The organism is Thalassotalea marina (assembly GCF_014656435.1).
Lineage (GTDB): Bacteria > Pseudomonadota > Gammaproteobacteria > Enterobacterales > Alteromonadaceae > Thalassotalea_C > Thalassotalea_C marina.
In genome coordinates this window covers 90,403-108,915 of sequence record NZ_BNCK01000006.1, presented here as the reverse complement: position 1 = coordinate 108,915, position 18,513 = coordinate 90,403, and the positions used below count along the sequence as shown (strand labels likewise).

Genomic DNA, 18,513 nt, shown 5'->3' with positions numbered 1-18,513 from the left:
ATTGTGCGTTTAATTAAACTAGTTTCTTTGACTTTTTTCCTTATGGTCATCGTTGCTCCAAGTCATTCAAATGAGTTAAACAATAAGCTGACAAAAATTACCAAAGCATACATTGAACATAACATGTTCCAAGGTAATGCTCTGGTGGCAATTGATCAGCAAGTGGTGGCTTTTGTCAGTTCAGCCAAATTACCTCAGTCGGCGAGGTTTGAAATTGGCTCAATTGCAAAACAATTTACGGCAGTACTCATCTATCTATTAAAAGAAGAGCGACTTGTGGATTTTAACCAACCCATTAGTCGTTACATCAAAGAGTTTTCAGGCCATCCTGTTGGCAGCATAACAATACAAGAATTGCTAGAACATAGAAGTGGATTACCACGAGACTTTGTCACTATTGCAGAGCGAGATAAAACTCGTGATATGACGAGTTTACAAAGATTACAACGGCTAAAGAATATATTTGTTTCACAAAATAAAACAAAACGCTATTCCAACGCAGGGTTTGCACTTCTTTCACTTGTTATTGAAGCGGTAACGAAAAAGTCTTTTACACAAGTGCTGGAAAATAAAATCACCAAGCCGTTTTTGTTATCAGATACCGGTGTTATTTCAATGCAAACATTATCGTCATTAGTGCAAGGGACGAATCGCCTTGATGGACAAGTTATCTCGCTACAAACGCTACAACAAAACTACGCCATTGGGCATGGGGCAATGTATTCGTCAGTTGCTGATTTGTATCATTGGCAGCGTGCGTTGATCAAGGGTGAAATAGTGTCTAAAGAAAGTTTTGCGCAGATGATGGAACATAATCACGGTTTATTCAAATATTCATATAATTGGCCAAGTAATGAGGGGGCTAAAGGCAAAGCAATAACACATGGTGGGTCAAATGAAGGGTTTGTTGCCAATGTTTCAACATACCTTGATCATCAACTGATTGTGGTGACGCTGGCTAATGAAAAACCCGCTTATGTCAGCGCTTTATATAACCAGCTTGCAAATGCTGTATTAGGCATGGAAGAACCTTTACCGCATGAAAACTTATTTAAGCAAATCACAAACAAAGTTATTTCTAAAGATTTGAAAAATGCGTTAAGCCTTTTTAGCGAAGCAAAAATAGCGCAAAGATGGGACCTACCCAGCGCAGTGCAGCTAAATCAAAGTGGTTATTTATACTTATCGCATGGTCGATTAGCAGAGGCTGAGCAGTTGTTTTCTTTTTTAACTCAAGTTTATCCCGATTATAAAAACGGCTGGGATAGCTATGCAGAGGCGCTTATCGCAAATGGTAAGTTAAAAGAAGCTAAAAAAATTAGAGCAGAACAATTAAATTGAGAATATAGTGAATAGAGCCGCTACAGGCTTTGATTAAGTTGATGGTAGTCACCTTTGTCACGCCTTGTGTTTGGTTCTCACCTCTTTGTTGAGTGTTCATCCTAATAAAAACATCAATATAGCTACAGGTTAGATTAGAGCGCTGGATTATTTAATCTACTTAATACTTTTTAGCTGTGCTAGATATAGTATTGAGTGCTCTTAAATAGTTTCTACTTCATGGTGGAAAGTAACAAATGAATAAACAAATTTAAGCCGTTTTACGAACGTTTTGCTCATATGGCAAAAATGATTGAAAAATATATTTCGTAACAATGAGTAGGACTTTGAATTTGAGAAGATAAATAGACGAAGCTTGATTGTATGAGGACATCCATTGGGCAACTAAAAAAATAAATAAAAGTAAAAGGCCTTGTAACCAAACTTTTTTTCAATGTATTCCGACTATTACAAAGAGAACAAAAATAAATGGCTCTTTTATGCAGAAAATTAAAAGCTTACTTCCATTCATAATTGCTTCAATAACTTTATTATATAGCCAATTATCCATTGCCTCTTTTCATCAGTCATTGCCGCTGGGTCAATATAAAGTAGGGTTTAAGTTGTTTCATGAATATGACAAACGACGCTCTTTTGCGCCTAAATATGACTATTTCGGAAAAGAAACTCTTTCTCCTATTGGCCGGCCCATGCAAGTGGCGATGTGGTTTCCTGGTAAAAATACAGCAGAGAAAACACCGCTAACATATCGAGATTTCATTGCTTTTACTTCCTCTGAAGTGGACTTTTCTAGGCAATCTGAGTTTGAACGAGATCAGCACATTAATAGCCTTTTGAATTCTTTACCTGAAAATGCAAAAGCTGGATATATAAAGTTTTGGCAACAACCTACTAGAAGTTATTTAAATATTGAAGTGGCCGAAGATAACTTTCCTGTGCTGTTGTACGCACCTCCAATGAATGCATCAATCCATGATAATGCGTTGCTGTGTGAGTTTTTGGCGAGTCATGGTTATATTGTTGTTTCCGTTGCGGCAAAAGGGGAGTTTACCCGATTGCAAAAGCAGTCGATTGATGAAGCTAATATTCAAGCCGCAGATTTATCTTTTTTATGGGAGTTTGCTCAGCGGTTTACTCAAAATTCTAAGGTGGCGGCCCTTGGTTTTAGTTTAGGTGGGCTGTCAAACCTTATTTTTGCAACACAGAACAAGGATATTGACGCTGTTGTTTCACTAGATAGCTCTGTTATGTCTCAAGGGTGGCTGGAGGATTTACAGGCGAGCCCTTTTTACCAACCGTCTGAGTTTACCGCAAAATTATTGATGATTAGCAAGAACATGAAACAACCTTCGCTAAACCCCGCCGACTTTTATCAACAAGTGAATTTTGCTGATAAATGGTTAATACGATACGACCATAATACGCATTACTATTTTTCATCGGAGCAGTTGCAACTACGAATGCAATTTGAACAGTTTTCACCAAAAGAGAAAACGGCGATTACTAATTTTTATGCGGATATGAGTTACAATGTGCTGGATTTTTTAAATTTCAGTTTGTTAGATAAAGGCGCTGTGCTACAGCGTCCACAACGGGATATAAAGCATAGCTTTGAGTGGGGTAAAGCGAAGAAACAACCACTATTACCTGAAACAATCCCAAACTTAATTTTGCAACGAGGCTTTCACTATGTCAGAGCAATATTAAGCGATATTGAAAGTTACTCGCCAGAATATACTGCCCGTTTAAGTTGGCGCAGCCTCAATGCCACAGCCAAAAACTTGGTACAACGTAAGCGTTTTGATGAAGCAATCTTAACTTTAGAGTTATCACTTGAAGCATTTCCAAATTGGTATCAAACACATGCAATGTTGGCTGATTATCAGTTGAAATTTGGTATCAAGGAGCAAGCGATCAAACACTATCGTCAGGCATTGAAAGATAACCCTATTCATAAGGAAACTATCAAAGCGTTAACTACACTTGGTGAAGACTATTTAGACTATAAAAACCAATTTGTACCCGATATTGAAGTGGCCAAATACATTGGCAAATATGTTGTCGATGAAAAGCGCTTTCGCAAAATATATAGAGAAAATGGCCAGTTATTCCTATATTCAAATTACTGGGACAAACCATTAAAACTGTGGCCGTATAAAAACGACTTATTTCTAGTTAAAAGTGACGATGGTCAATCCAATATGCAGATACTGTTTCAGTTTGATGATGCTGGGAATGTTGCATCAATGAAAACACGAGGGTTAAATTCTGGCCGAATTGGCGATGAAAATTTAAAAAGGTAACAATGGCCAACTTCTATTTTATGAATTCTGTTTTAATAAAGTCGGTGTTTACACATTCGATTTTTGAAAGTAAAAGGCTTAATGATTTGAAAAATTTGCTATAAGATAAAATTTCTCAAGTATTAAGAAAATGGAATTAGTAGATGATTCTTAAGGAAAAGAAACTAATAAACGCTAAAGCGCCAATGGCAATTGCTGGTCAAAAACAAGAGCAAGATGTCGCTTTTTATCTCAGAAGAGCGTTTAAAAATCACGAGCAAGTATTTGTTATCAATGATTTTCAGTTTTCCCATAACGATGAAACTGCGCAAATAGATCATCTAATTGTTTATCCCTATGGCTTTGTATTGATCGAATCTAAAAGCATTACTGGTGAAGTTAAAGTGAATCAGCATGGTGAGTGGTCGCGCAGTTTTAATCAAAAGTGGTCTGGAATACCGTCACCTATCAAACAAGTTGAATTACAGCAAAAGTTATTAAAAGAGTATTTGCATGAGCATCGGGCGGCAATTTTACCTAAACTTTTTGGTATCAGGCAACAGTCATTTGGATTGCGACGTTGGTCTGCAATTTGCGCAATATCAAGCAATGCCATTATTGAACGAAAAGCTATGCCTAAAGAAGTTTCTGAGCAAATAGTGAAATCAGAATTTATCGCAGACAAGCTAATTGAGATAATGAACATAAAACACAAGCTTGTTAGTGCACTGACTTTAGATACTAGACCAGATTTTAGCCCTGTAGAGTTACAATCAATCACTGACTTTTTATTACAAAACTATGCATCAACCAATTATCCTGAAGATAAACCAAAACCAGAGGTAACAGTAGAACAAGCTCAGCCAGAAAGCTTTAAAACTAGCAGTATCCTAAAATGTAAAAACTGCGAAAGCTCTGAACATATCACACCTCAATATGGCCGCTATGGCTATTTTATTCATTGCAGTAAATGTGACACTAATACCTCAATGAAAATGGCTTGTCCTAAGTGCAGTAGTAGTACAACCAAGGTGAATAAACGAAAAAACACGTACACGTTAAACTGCTCTGCTTGCTCTCATAGTGTGCAGGTTTTTTAAGTTTGGCTGCTTATGATTTTTTAATCATATTTATTGATCAATAAACTGATGAGAGGGGTAGCCTCGATAGAGCTGAACACAGCAAAAGATACCACCAATCGATAGTCCTTAAAACGCTTTTTCTAATCTATTGTTTGTTACTTAAAATGCTACCGTGTTTAATAAAACAAAGTAGCCATGAAGTACAAATAACTCTTGCCAAAACTCTAATGTTTAAGCATTATGGTGCTCATCAAAATGATGACAATGAAAAGTTAACATTTTAAATGCCAAAGAATAATAAACAAAAAGAGCAATTGTCTTTTGCGCAAAAACAGCGGTTAGCATTTATAGATTTTGTATTGCTGTTTCGTGGGCATTTCACTCGTAGCGACTTAACTGACAAGTTTGAAATGGGTATGGCTAATGCCACCCGTGATATCGCATTATATAAAGAGTTTGCCATTGACAACTTACGCTTTGATAACGCAAACAAAACCTACTATCAAACTAAAAAATTTAAACCACTTTTTCAGCACGACGCTCGAAAAACCTTGGTGAAATTGGCAAATGATATTAGTAATGGATATGACGCCATCGGCGATATTCAATTCCCTGTAGAAGCACCAAGCCAACTAAATGTGCCCGATATTTTTATTGTTGCGCGGTTAGTTCAAGCTATTTTAAATAAAAAGCCTGTCAGTATTATTTATACCTCACTGTCAAGTGGCTCGGGCGCCCGAGAAATTGTGCCACATGCTATTGTTGATAATGGTTTACGCTGGCACGTTCGGGCTTTCGATCGAAAAAGTGAAAGATTTCTCGACTTTGTACTAACACGTATCAGCAAAGTCACAGGGTTAGTAAATAACATTGAGTTGTTTGAAAGCCGCCAGGAAGATCACCAGTGGAACAGAATGATGCCACTGCAATTGGTGCCACATCCCGAAAATATAAAACACCCCAAAGCAATCGAACTCGATTATGGCATGCAAAATGGCGTCCTAAATCTTAGCGTTCGAGCTGCACTTGCTGGTTATCTATTGCGCCGTTGGAACGTTGATTGCTCTGAAAACGCCACGCTGCAAGGTGGTGAATACCAGTTATATTTGCGCAATACAAAAACATTATACGGCGCAGAAAACCTTGCAATAGCGCCTGGCTATGAAAGTCAAAATAGCAAAGTTAGTTTGGATAATAAGTATTAAGTAATGGGTATTTGGTAAGAAACACACTACCCAAATGTTGGGCTTAAAAGACCATCAAACGCTAACAAACTGGATGAAGCGGTTGGGAATTGAAAATGATAAAGCAGATAATCAACAATAATTTCGAATTTGGCATTGCGCTTGCCATATAGGAAGCGACACAAGGAATAAGCAGGAATGAAGCAGTCAATGAATTTTGAACATATCCAAACCAAATGGCCTGAATTACATCAGCTTGCTGCATTTGCAGAAGACTATGTGATCAGTGACCCACAAAGTGCTTTAGTAAAGTTACGTTGCTTTGCTGAGAAAGTGGTTGGCTATTTGTACAAGGAGCTTCGTCTACCCGTATTCCCCAATTCTAACATTTATGACAAATTAACCTCAGACGACTTCACCAGTGTCGTACCTGGTTTAATAACTGACAAACTTCATGCGATCCGTAAAAGCGGTAACCAAGCTGCGCATGAAGGAAAAGTCGATCAGCAGCAAGCTATCTGGATTTTAAAAGAAAGTTACTTTGTCGCGAGTTACCTCTTTATGGCTTATGCGGGAGGCAAGCAAGAGGATTGTCCTAATTTTTCAATCCCTGAGCAAACCCAGCCAAACGGTCAGTCAGGAACAGAGTTTGTTAAAAAGAACAAACAACTTGAAAAACAGCTAGCTGAAAATGAAGCACGATTAAAGAAAGCACTAGAAGAGCTGGAAGCTTCTGAAAAAGCGCAAAAACTGGCACAAATTGAAGCATCAAAGCTTAAACAAGCAATTGACGCTGAAAAAGTCAGCCAAGTGCAATCACTGAATAAGAAAATCACATCAAGCTTTAAGTTTGATGAGGCTGAAACTCGCGCCCGTATTATTGATATGGATTTACGTGCAGCGGGCTGGAATGTTTCACTGGAAGAATCTAGCACCGATGAAGTGGGCAAAGAAGTAGATTTGCCACATCAGCCAACGAATAGTGGAAACGGAAGAGCTGATTATGTGCTGTGGAATGATGATGGCAAGCCTTTGGCTGTAATCGAAGCGAAAGCCACAAGGCATTCATCAGAAAAAGGCCGCGAGCAAGCAAAAATCTATGCTGATGCGCTAGAAAAGGAATATGGTCAGCGCCCAGTAATATTTTATTCAAATGGCTACGACATTCGTATTTTAGACGATGCACAGGGCTATAACAGCCGCAAGCTTTACGGGTATTACTCAAAAGACTCGCTGCAATACCTTATTAAGCAACGAACGTTGAAAAAAGATCTCAACCAAACGCCTATCGATACCGATGTGGCTGGCCGTTTGTATCAAATGGAAACCATATCGCGTGTCTGTGAGCGTTTCACCAACAAACACCGTAAGTCTCTTATCGTACAAGCAACGGGGACGGGAAAAACGCGAGTATCAATCGCACTGGCGAAACGCCTTTTGGATGCTGGTTGGGCAAAACGAGTGTTATTCCTTTGTGACCGTAAAGAGTTACGTAAACAAGCGGGTAATGCCTTTAACGAATTTACCAAAGAGCCATTATATGTGGTTGGCAAAAGTAAAAAAGAAGCTGCAAGCAGCGCTCGTGTTTTTATCGCAACCTATCCAGGCATGATGCGCATATTCCAAAAATATGATGTCGGTTATTTTGATCTGATTGTTGCCGATGAATCCCACCGTTCTATTTACAATGTTTACGGCGATATATTTAAATACTTTGATGCGTTGGAGGTTGGTTTGACAGCAACCCCAGTGGAAATGGTATCTCGTTCTACTTGTCAGTTATTTGGTTGCGATTTTAAAATGCCGACGGCCAATTACCCGTTAGAGCAAGCGATAGAAGACGGTAACTTAGTACCCTACAAAATCGTAAGCTTTACCACTAAATTCCTGCGCGAAGGGATCAGTAAAGATAATCTCACCGACGAGCAAATTGCCGAACTAGAAGAACAAGGTATTGATCCTAATACGTTAGATTTCGACGCCAAGCAAATCGACGAAGCGGTAAAAAATAAAGATACCAACCGTGTGATATTGCGAAACCTGATGGAAAAAGGTTTACGTGATGTAGATGGTCAATTACCGGGTAAAACGATTGTTTTTGCCCGTAACATTAAACATGCTGAGCTAATGGCAAAAATATTTGCCGAAGAGTATCCACAATACGGTAGTAACTTCTGCCGCGTTATTCACTCGAAATATGAACGTGCTGAAGAGCTTATTGACGATTTTAAATCGACAGAAGAAAACAGCATTCGCATAGCCGTATCGGTTGATATGCTCGACACAGGTATTGATGTGCCTGAGTGTGTAAACCTTGTATTTGCTAAACCAATTAAATCGAAAGTGAAGTTTTGGCAAATGATTGGTCGTGGTACACGCTTGTGTAAAGATCTTTACGGCCAAGGTAATGATAAAACCCACTTCTTGATTTTCGATCACTGGGAAAACTTCGAATATTTCGATATGGATCCAGAAGAAGAGGACGTTAAACAGTCTAAGTCGCTAACTCAAAAGCTATTTGAGTCTCGCTTGTTATTGGCTGAAACCTCGCTTAAAAAAGCCGATGTTGCAACGTTTGATGAAGTGATAAAACTTATTCATCAAGATGTGTGTTCGCTAGATTTGAATACCATAGCAGTGCGTGACAATTGGCAAGTAGTGGAAGCGTGCAAAGACGAAAAATACCTTAACCAGTTTGCCCCAGAAACCAAAGCAAGTCTCTATGAGCATATTGCACCACTGATGCAATGGCGCAACATTATGGGTCAGTCAGAAGCATATAAATTTGATAATGAAATCGCCATTATCCAAACCTTGCTATACACCGACCCAAGCCAAATCGACTTAGCTAGGCAAGCGTTAATGGTGAAGATTGAAAAGCTGCAAATGCATTTAAATGAAGTGCGTGCAAAAGCTAGCTTTATTGCAGATATTCAAAAAGAGCAATACTGGCAAAACTTAACAGCATCAATAGACGGTTTCGAAACACTGGAAACTAGTCGTAAAGCATTGCGTAGCGTTATTCACTTAAGAGAAAAAGGCATTCAACCGCCTTCACAAGAAGTCATCTTAGACATTAGAGAAGACGAGGCAGGCTATCAAATTGCTGAACGCCCTACCAAAATAGTGTCGATTGACTATCAAATCTTCCGCCAAGAGGTGGAAAAAACCTTAGCGCCACTATTTGAAACCGATAGCGTGTTACAAAAAATTCGTGCTGGTAGCCCTGTTACAGAAGATGATATTGCTCGATTGAACTCATTGGTTCACATTCAAAACCCGAATGTTGATTTAAATACCTTAAAAGAGTTTTATCCAGATTCAACGGCAAGCTTAGATAAAATTCTTCGCACTATTGTGGGCATGGATAAAGAGGCAATCGAGCAAAGCTTTACTAAATTCGTACAGCAAACCCATACCCATATGAATGCTAAACAACAGCGTTTTATTGGATTATTAAAAAATCACCTAGTGCGTTATGGCGTTATCAAAATTGATCAGCTCTACGACGCACCATTTACCCAAGTGCATGACATGGGCTTAGATGGCGTGTTTAGTGAAGCGCAAGCCGATATAATAGAGCAGTTTATTAAACAGTTTGATGTGGAGCTAGGACAAAAATCCACATCAGTAGATAAAGAAATTCAGTTGTAGGTCGAGCCTTTAATTAAACAGTTCGACAAGAGGAAAAAAGCAAAATGATCACAGGTCAGCTTAAAAGCAAAATAGACAAACTTTGGGAAGAATTTTGGACGGGCGGTATTACTAATCCGCTCACAGTAATCGAGCAAATTACCTTTTTAATGTATGCCCGCATGCTTGATATGAATGAGCAAGCGGATGAAAAGCGTTTCGCCAGAACGAAAAAGCCGTTTACCCGCCGTTTTAATGACAAAGAGCAGCACTTGCGTTGGCAAAACTTGCGTCATTTAGGCGCGGAAGAACTTTATAAAGTGGTTAAGGACGAACTATTCCCTTATTTCTCTAAAACCAATGATGATGAATCAACCGAGGGCGCTATTTTCAACGAGTTTATGAAAGACGCCCAGTTGATGATCCAAAAGCAATCGCTATTAGTGAAAGCAGTAGAGATGGTTAACGACTTACCTCTAGAAAACTCTGATACCAAAGGTGACTTATACGAATATTTATTAAGTAAGTTAACCACCGCAGGGATTAACGGACAGTTTAGAACGCCACGCCATATTATTCGTGCAATGGTGGAAATCATGGACCCAGATAAAAACAGCCGTATTTGCGACCCATCAACGGGCACAGGTGGCTTCTTATCAGTGTCTTACGAGTATTTACTTGAAAAATACACTTCGCCAGAAGGTGTTGAACGCGAGCCCCTGTTTGTGGAAGAAGGTGATGATGAAGGCAAACCGCTGCTTGGCAGTGACGGTAAACAAGTTGAAAACGTCTTGTATTCAGGTGATTTAATTGACGAAGACGCACGTAAACACATCGATACCGATATGTTCCACGGCTTTGATTTTGATGCCACCATGTTACGTGTTGCGGCGATGAACTTGGTAATGCACGGTATTAAGCAGCCTGATATCCATTACCAAGATACCTTAAGCCAGTCTTTCTTGGAAAAATTTCCTGCTGAAGCAAAAGAAGGCATGGAAATTATTCTCGCCAACCCACCGTTCAAAGGCTCATTGGATGAAGAAGACGTTTGCCCAGAAATTTTACGTAAAGTAAAAACTAAAAAAACTGAGCTACTTTTTGTTGCCTTAATTGAACGTATGTTACGTATAGGCGGTCGCTCAGCGACTATCGTACCTGACGGCGTATTATTTGGCTCATCTAAAGCGCACCAACAATTGCGTAAATTACTCGTCGATAATAACCAGCTTGAAGCGGTAATTTCACTACCTAGCGGTGTATTTAAACCGTATGCAGGTGTATCAACCGCGATTTTAATTTTCACCAAAGGTGGTACTACCGACCATGTATGGTTTTATGACGTGCAAGCCGATGGCTTCTCGCTAGATGATAAACGCACACCGATTAAAGATAACGATTTGCCAGATTTGGTTGCCCAGTTTAAAGCCCGTGACAAAGCCATCGCAACCAGCGAAGAAAACGATAAAACCCAAAAAGCGTTTTGGGTAAGTAAAGAAGACATCGCTGCAAACAAATATGATCTTTCTATTAACCGCTATAAGGAAGTGGTTTATGAAGAAGAGCAATACGATCCGCCAAAAGAAATCTTGGGTAAGTTAGTGTCATTGGAAAATGAAATCTTGGCAGACTTAAAAGAACTTGAGGGTATGCTTTGATCATGATGAAAAAATTCAAAGATTTAGTTACCGCTAACGGAGTTTTTTCTGATGGTGACTGGGTAGAAAGTAAAGATCAAGATCCAAATGGTGATGTTAGGCTAATACAGTTAGCTGATATTGGTGTGGGCACTTTTATTGATAAATCTAACAGATTTATGACTAGTAAGAAAGCTGAAGAATTAAAATGCACGTATCTTGAAGAAGGAGATATATTGATTGCTAGAATGCCTGACCCTATAGGCAGAGCATGTATTTTTCCAGAGTTAAATACCAAGTGTGTAACAGTTGTTGACATTTGTATTGTTAGACCAGCTTCGGATGAAATTGACAGCCGTTGGTTAATGCATTTGATCAACTCTGAACGTTTTAATAATCAGATTTTAAAATTTGTGACTGGAACAACTAGGCAACGAATTTCAAGGGGGAACTTAGCAAAGTTAGATGTCGAAGTTCCACCACTTGAAAAACAAAAACGTATCGCCGCGATTTTAGATAAAGCCGACAGCGTGCGCCGCAAACGCCAACAAGCCATCAAACTCGCCGACGACTTCCTCCGCAGCATCTTCCTAGATATGTTCGGCGATCCTATTTCTAACCCGAAAGGGTGGGAAGTTAAGAAGTGGAATAATGTTTTAAAAATCGTAAATGGAAAAAGCCAAAAAGCTGTTATAGCTGATGACGGCAAATATCCCATTATGGGGTCAGGTGGTGAGATGGGAAGAGCTACCGAATATTTGACACCTGAGAACAGTGTTATTATCGGACGGAAAGGAAATATCAATAAACCAATATTGGTAAAGGAAAAGTTTTGGAATGTAGATACGGCTTTTGGTTTGGTCCCACACAAAGAGTTAATATCCCACAATTACTTATATTGGTTTTGTGTCTTTTTCAATTTCGAAAAGCTAAATAAAACTGTGACTATTCCAAGTCTAACTAAAGCTGATTTACTAGAGATTCAAATCCCAGTACCTGATTTAGCTTTGATCAATAAGTTTGATACTGTAGTTAAAAAATTGGAATCTACAAAAGCACTAAAGACCACTTCGCTATTTGAATCAAACATTGCTTTTAGCTCTCTAAGCCAAAAAGCTTTTGCAGGTGGGTTATGAGCCCAAAAGCCTTTATTCGCACCATCCTTGGCGCTCACCCTTCGGGCCAGCCAAAGGCTGTTCAACTGAGTTCCCTACTCAGTTGTGCTGGCGAATTATAGCTCTTACTTTAAAACAAGAATAACAAGGACGTTGATATGTCAGAAGAAATTGAACAAGAAGAAGCAAAATTAAAGCGCATCACCATCAAAACCGAAACGGGCAGCAAATGGTTTGATGATCCTGAAAAGTTGTTGGCTTGGGTTCAACAACAACGTCAATCATACGGTTTTCATAGTAATGTCAGCCAGCGTTATCAAATGCAGCAGTTATTTTCGACTTTCGATGGTAGTTGGAACAATTTACAAAAACAGATAACGCAAGGCTTACAGCGTTTTAAAAATGACCCCGATATTTACAACACACGTGTTGAACAATTCAGTCAGGAGTTTGCTAACTTACTCAAACACAAACAACTGTTTACTGATGAAGCCCCTTTTTATGACTTTATTCAAAGGCAAGCGAGCAAAAGCAATGAATTTGGCTTAGCCGCAATAGCGGTAGTGTTTGATGTAAATGTAGCTCAGATTGATCGCAAAATGTATCAAGGCTTGCAAGAAGCCGATGCTTATATATCTGGTAATGAAGATCGTGTAAGAGATGAAGCTGATTCCTTGCAAATGCTAAAAGAACGCTGGGATATAGAGTTTGAAGAGCAAAGAAACAAACTGACTTCTGATTTTAATATCGAGCTGGTGGAGTTGATAGAACATAAAGTTAATGCAGATAAACTTATTAAGAAATGGGATGATCAAACTGAAGCGCAATCAGTCGATCTAGAAACGCATAAAGAGCAATTCAAGTCAGCATTCGATGATGAATTATTAAGTTCAAAAAAGGACTTAGAAAATCTGACTAAAACCTATGACGACAAATTAGCATTGCACGCAGCTGTTAAATACTGGGGTATTCAAAAGGATAATAATCGTAATAAGGCCATTGGTTTTGGTGTCGTTATGATTGTGATGATAATTGCAGTCGTTACAACTTTAATGATATTTGTTGATAGTCACTTAAATACAACCATCAAAGACGTAGCACTAAATAAGCTTATCACTGTAGCTGCGATTACCACTTTTGGTATATGGCTAATAAAGGTAGCAGCGAACATATTTATGTCACATCTGCACTTAGCCACTGATGCTCAAGAGCGCAGAACCATGATCCACACTTACCTTGCACTAACACGAAAAGGCCAAGGACCCAAAGAGGAAGATCGCCAACTAATACTCCAAACCCTATTCAGACCAAGCACTACCGACATGGTTAAAAATGATCAAGGCCCCACTCAACTCGTTGACTTAATTAACCGCCTATCACCAAAGCAGTAAAGGAATTCATCATGTCAAAATCAACAATCACCAAACTTGATAACCTAGCTAGAATTAGGCTGTCTAAGCACTTCTTTCTACGTGATTTTCTTTTTTCAGAAACGGCTGCCGTGCATGGTATTAATAATATCCCTGATGATATCGAATTGGCAGTTGCAGCAGGTACGCAGCTTTGTGAAAAAGTGCTTGAGCCTATTCAAGACGCATGGGGACGACTTCATATTCGCTCTGCTTTTCGAAGCTGCGAAGTAAACCAATTGGGGAATGAGCTAGGTGCTAATTGCGCGAGTAATGAAAAAAACTATGCAGGTCATATTTGGGATAGGCGAGATGAAAATGGCAATATGGGCGCAACCGCGTGTATCGTTATTCCATCCTACTTAGATTATTTTGAGAAAACAGGCGATTGGACATCATTAGCATGGTGGATTCATGCCCATATTCCAGCTTGTAAAAGCTTATATTTTTTCCCGAATTTATGCGCGTTTAATATTACGTGGTACGAAGATGAAGCCGCCCCTAAATACATAAGTACTTATGTTGTAGACCCCAACACAGGAAATAGAAAACGCATTTTAACCGCAGGTGTTGAAAGTGATTACTATAAAAATATTCCTATAGAACAGCGTTACGCTGCGTGTTCTAAAATTTTAAATCAAAGGAGTGAAGTAGGTGCCTAGAGATTTTACAAAATACCAATTCAACGGACAGGTTTATGGTAAAGGGCGATTGGTTTTAGCCGTAGTTAAGGACTATGTAGAACGTAAACAGCCAACATTAAGTCAATTACAAGTTGCATTTCCTGCTGAAATTCAAGGAAGAAAAGGTGCTTTTTGCACGGAAGCTGACTACAAAGATAAGTTAAAGCTTTCTGATGATGTTATGAAACGCTTTTTTAATAAAGAAGATGAAAAGTTAACTGTTGATGGGCATAAACTATTGGTTTCTACCCAATGGGGTGATGGCAATATTTCTAAGTTCATTGAGCATGTGAAATCTTTAGATATTGATATTGAAGTCGTCTCAATTAAATTGACCCATGATGATGTTATTCAACAATTTATTCATAACAATGCTTTTAAGCAGCACTATCAAAATTGGTCTGACGATACGCTAAATTCATTTTGTACCTTAATGCTTTTTGCCAATGAAATGAGCTTAGATATTTTCACAACAAAAATGAAAACGGGTGGTGCGATTAGAATTGGTCGTAAAGGGCATGATCACAGCACCGCTCAAGAAGTATTAGCTACCTTAGAGCCAAAAGCCGAAACAATAGTTTATCAAAGTGGAGACTATAAAGTTTCGTTAAATTCTGAGTCGCTCGCAGACATAAGTGGTAGTAGTGTTGTACAAAACTTTGCCCAACGTCTTCCTATTACTAGAGGTGCGTATTGGCCTAGTGATTATGTTGACACATCTTCTGTTGAGAACCCTAGAATTTGGAAAGTTTCTCATAGCCCGTCAACATTCAAAACAGAAGAACTGGATTGGCTAGAGCAAAATCAGATTATTACTGTACATGAAAATACGGGGAATGGCAGCGCTAGTGCATTTAAGGAAATTAGTGAGGGAGATGTTGTATCGCTGAGTTACGGTGGCAAGGTATATCAGGTAGTTAGAGTAACTTCAGATATCCAATATTTTGACGGGCCATATCTCGATAATGCTTGGATGATGCGCACCTATGATGTGATAAAGCAATTAGAAAGCCCTGAGCAATATAAAGGTAATCCTAAAAGATGGTCGCCTAGCTTTAACGGTACAAGCTGGGAAGTGCCGAAAAAAGAATATTGGATGTTCGAACAGGAAATTCTTAAGCCGTATTTCAAACTTACTCTTAAAGATTTAGGCTTTGATACAAGCCAAATAAGCAACCCCAAAAAAACTACTATGCTGATGGAAACTATGGATAAATCGCCGCGTAATCAAATTCTGTATGGTCCTCCGGGCACAGGAAAAACCTATCACACGATTCAAGCGGCGGTTAAAGCGGCAGAACCTGAAATGTTTAGTGCTCTTGGTATTGATGAAAGCTCAGGTACAACACTTGAACAGAGAGCTGAACTAACTCGCCTTTACAAGGAACTTTATGAAGCAGGTCGTATAAGGTTTGTTACTTTCCATCAAAGTTATGGCTATGAGGAATTTGTAGAGGGGCTTAAAGCATCTTCTGACGATGGAAACATTTCATATAATGTTGAAGATGGCGTATTTAAAAAAATATGTAAACAAGCGCAACAAGGCGAAAATCAAGAGCATGATCAACTTGAATGGGCTTTTTCACAATTTAAGATTGAGATTGAGGAAGATGGTGTAAGCCTTAAAACAGAGCGAGGTAAGGCGTTCACTGTTCAGTATCACGGGAATAAAACTTTCCGAGTTTTTCCAAACGCGACTATCCATGAAGATCTTGGTCGTGGTTACCCTGTTTCAATAGAAAACATCAGAAAACTTTATCGCGATGCAAACGCTGATGGTATTTACAATTCATCCTACGCAAAAGCGATATTAAATCACATAAAAGAAGTTTATAAAGTTCCCGATTACAGTGAGCCAAATCACGAACAAGAAAAGAACTTTGTCCTTATTATTGATGAAATTAATCGAGGCAATATTTCTAAAATTTTTGGTGAATTAATAACGCTTATTGAACCCTCTAAACGGTTTGGAAAAAATAACGCAGAAGCATTAACCGTAACTTTACCTCACTCTGAGGAACCATTTTATGTACCAGATAATTTGTATCTGATTGGCACCATGAATACCGCTGACAGGTCGCTGGCAATGATGGATACAGCCCTTCGCCGCCGTTTTGATTTTGTGGAAATGATGCCAAAGCCAATATTGCTTAGTGGAAAAATCATCAACGGGATTGATCTTGAACAATTACTTGAAACAATGAATAAACGCATTGAGGTTCTTTATGATCGCGAGCACACATTAGGTCATGCTTTTTTTATGTCGGTGACAAAGGTATTAGATTCCAAAGGTGAAGATGAAGCATTTATTGAATTACACCAAGTGTTTAAAAACAAAATTATCCCATTATTGGAAGAATACTTTTTTGAAGATTGGAATAAAATACGTTTAGTGTTGGGAGATAATCGCAAAAAGAAAGATACACACGCTAGTTTGATATTTGTCCAAGAAATTACAGTTTCATACAATGAAATCTTCGGTGAAGGCCATGGCTTAGATACCTACGACGATAAAAAAGCAACCTACAAACTCACAGACTTTGATGACGAAAGTGGAGCATGGCACCAAGCACTGGCTTATCAAGCCATTTATGATTCGTTGGTATTAAAAAAACAAAACAAATCGGCTAACTCAGATAATGAGCAAGATTTGACAGAGCAGATAGTTACAGAGAAAGAGCCTGAAACGAGCGTTCTATAATGCTGGCAGTAAAAAAACAAACTACGGTTTTTGAGTTTGGCTATTTAGGTAACGGCTATGACAAAAGTGGCAAAGTGCAGGCTTCACCTAGGATAAAAGCTATATCTGAAAAAGCATATGAATATTTAAAAAGCTTATGTTTATGTGATGAGTCAGAAAGCCGTTTTTTGCGACTAAAACAAATTGATAGCTGTGAGGTACTGCAAGTTCAAAACTATGCAGGCGTAATTTTTACCCCTGATGGTACACAAATAGAGGTATTGCCCAAGATTGCTAAAAAGCTAGCGAGCGAAAAAGCTGAAGATGCGTCTCGCGGTTCTTTATTGATGATGTTAAAAGCATTAAAACAGTTTCGACATTTACAAACCCATAATGCTAATTTAGCTAAAAATAAAATTCCCTTATTAGAGGTGTTTATCAGTCAGTTTTTAACCTCGGTAAATACACTAATTAAGCGAGGCTTGCGTAGTGATTATGTTAGGTGTGAAGACAATGTATCTTTTTTAAAAGGTAAATTATTAGTGGGTAAGCAAGTTCAGCATAATTTTGTGAATAAGCACAAATTCTATGTTGAATATGAAGAATACTTGCAAGATAGACCTGTTAATCGCTTGATTCACTCTGCATTAAAAAAAGTAGCTAACTATAGCCGTAGTGCTAACAACCAAAAGTTTATTCAAGAGCTGTCATTTGCTTTTGCTGACATACCTATGAGCGCCAATATCAAAAATGATTTTGCTAGCATAAAACTCGATAGAGGCATGAGTTATTATGAAACGCCGTTAGCATGGGCAAAATTAATTTTGGAAGGGTTTTCACCATTAACAATGCAGGGAAAAAGCAGTGCATTTTCCTTATTGTTCCCAATGGAAGCCGTATTTGAAAGCTACGTTGCTAGTATTTTACACAAAGAACTACCAGAAAGTTATAGCTTGAAAACACAAGCCAGCTCTGAGTACTTAGTTAAACATCAGCAAAAAGGGCAGGATAAAAATCTCTTTCAACTCAAACCAGATCTGTTACTTCGCCACACTGCAGGAAATCATAAAAACAAAAACGTTTGTGTACTTGACACTAAATGGAAGTTGATTAATCAAAAAGATGAAGGTAACAAATATGGGTTATCACAAGCTGATTTTTACCAAATGTTTGCTTATGGTCATAAATACTTAAATGGTAGCGGTGAGCTGATACTGATTTATCCCAGCCACGAAGATTTCCAAGAGCCAATAAAGCAAAGTTTCAATTTTGATGATGCAGGGCTGTTAAAATTATGGGTTGTCCCTTTCGATGTTTCATCTGAGTGTAAAGATTTAAGAAGATTAAAGCTGCCACCAGGTTCAACATTGAATCAATGTGTTTTGCTGTGAACGATAAAGCTAAAGTATTAAAAACTGTTTTGATTGACTTATCCTTAAATTTTAATTGGTTAAAAAGACTTACTAA

The 18,513-nt window shown here is 38.4% G+C and carries 11 protein-coding genes; all 11 read left to right on the top strand.

Annotated features, from left to right (window positions below):
• Window positions 1-3: 3 nt before the first annotated feature.
• The 11 genes from IE199_RS13775 (at window position 4) to IE199_RS13725 (ending at window position 18,437) form a co-directional block, all read left to right on the top strand.
• Window positions 4-1,341, top strand: a complete 1,338-nt coding sequence (locus IE199_RS13775; RefSeq protein WP_189771588.1) for a serine hydrolase domain-containing protein — start codon at window positions 4-6, stop codon at window positions 1,339-1,341.
• Window positions 1,342-1,820: 479 nt separating this feature from the next.
• Window positions 1,821-3,644 carry a CocE/NonD family hydrolase gene (locus IE199_RS13770; protein WP_189771586.1) on the top strand — a complete coding sequence of 608 codons (1,824 nt, stop codon included), beginning with the start codon at window positions 1,821-1,823 and terminating at the stop codon, window positions 3,642-3,644.
• 143 nt (window positions 3,645-3,787) lie between these two features.
• Window positions 3,788-4,723, top strand: a complete 936-nt coding sequence (locus tag IE199_RS13765; protein WP_189771585.1) for a nuclease-related domain-containing protein — start codon at window positions 3,788-3,790, stop codon at window positions 4,721-4,723.
• 266 nt (window positions 4,724-4,989) lie between these two features.
• On the top strand, window positions 4,990-5,910 hold the full coding sequence (locus IE199_RS13760) for a WYL domain-containing protein (RefSeq protein WP_189771582.1): 921 nt from the start codon (window positions 4,990-4,992) through the stop codon (window positions 5,908-5,910).
• Window positions 5,911-6,087: 177 nt separating this feature from the next.
• Window positions 6,088-9,543 (top strand): DEAD/DEAH box helicase family protein, encoded by a 3,456-nt coding sequence (locus IE199_RS13755; protein WP_189771572.1) that lies wholly within the window; start codon window positions 6,088-6,090, stop codon window positions 9,541-9,543.
• Window positions 9,544-9,587: 44 nt separating this feature from the next.
• Complete coding sequence (locus tag IE199_RS13750) at window positions 9,588-11,180, top strand: type I restriction-modification system subunit M (RefSeq protein WP_189771570.1); 1,593 nt, start codon at window positions 9,588-9,590, stop codon at window positions 11,178-11,180.
• A 2-nt stretch (window positions 11,181-11,182) separates the two neighbouring features.
• Window positions 11,183-12,295, top strand: a complete 1,113-nt coding sequence (locus tag IE199_RS13745) for a restriction endonuclease subunit S (RefSeq protein ID WP_189771564.1) — start codon at window positions 11,183-11,185, stop codon at window positions 12,293-12,295.
• A gap of 137 nt (window positions 12,296-12,432) precedes the next feature.
• Complete coding sequence (locus tag IE199_RS13740) at window positions 12,433-13,665, top strand: DUF6161 domain-containing protein (RefSeq protein WP_189771562.1); 1,233 nt, start codon at window positions 12,433-12,435, stop codon at window positions 13,663-13,665.
• A gap of 11 nt (window positions 13,666-13,676) precedes the next feature.
• Complete coding sequence (locus tag IE199_RS13735; protein WP_189771561.1) at window positions 13,677-14,345, top strand: hypothetical protein; 669 nt, start codon at window positions 13,677-13,679, stop codon at window positions 14,343-14,345.
• Complete coding sequence (locus IE199_RS21955) at window positions 14,338-17,067, top strand: McrB family protein (protein WP_229854720.1); 2,730 nt, start codon at window positions 14,338-14,340, stop codon at window positions 17,065-17,067. The genes IE199_RS13735 and IE199_RS21955 overlap by 8 nt, the downstream gene beginning before the upstream one ends.
• A complete protein-coding gene (locus IE199_RS13725) occupies window positions 17,067-18,437 on the top strand; it encodes an McrC family protein (RefSeq protein WP_189771560.1) in 1,371 nt (456 codons plus the stop codon). Before IE199_RS21955 ends, IE199_RS13725 begins: the two co-directional genes overlap by 1 nt.
• The last annotated feature ends 76 nt before the right edge of the window (window positions 18,438-18,513 follow it).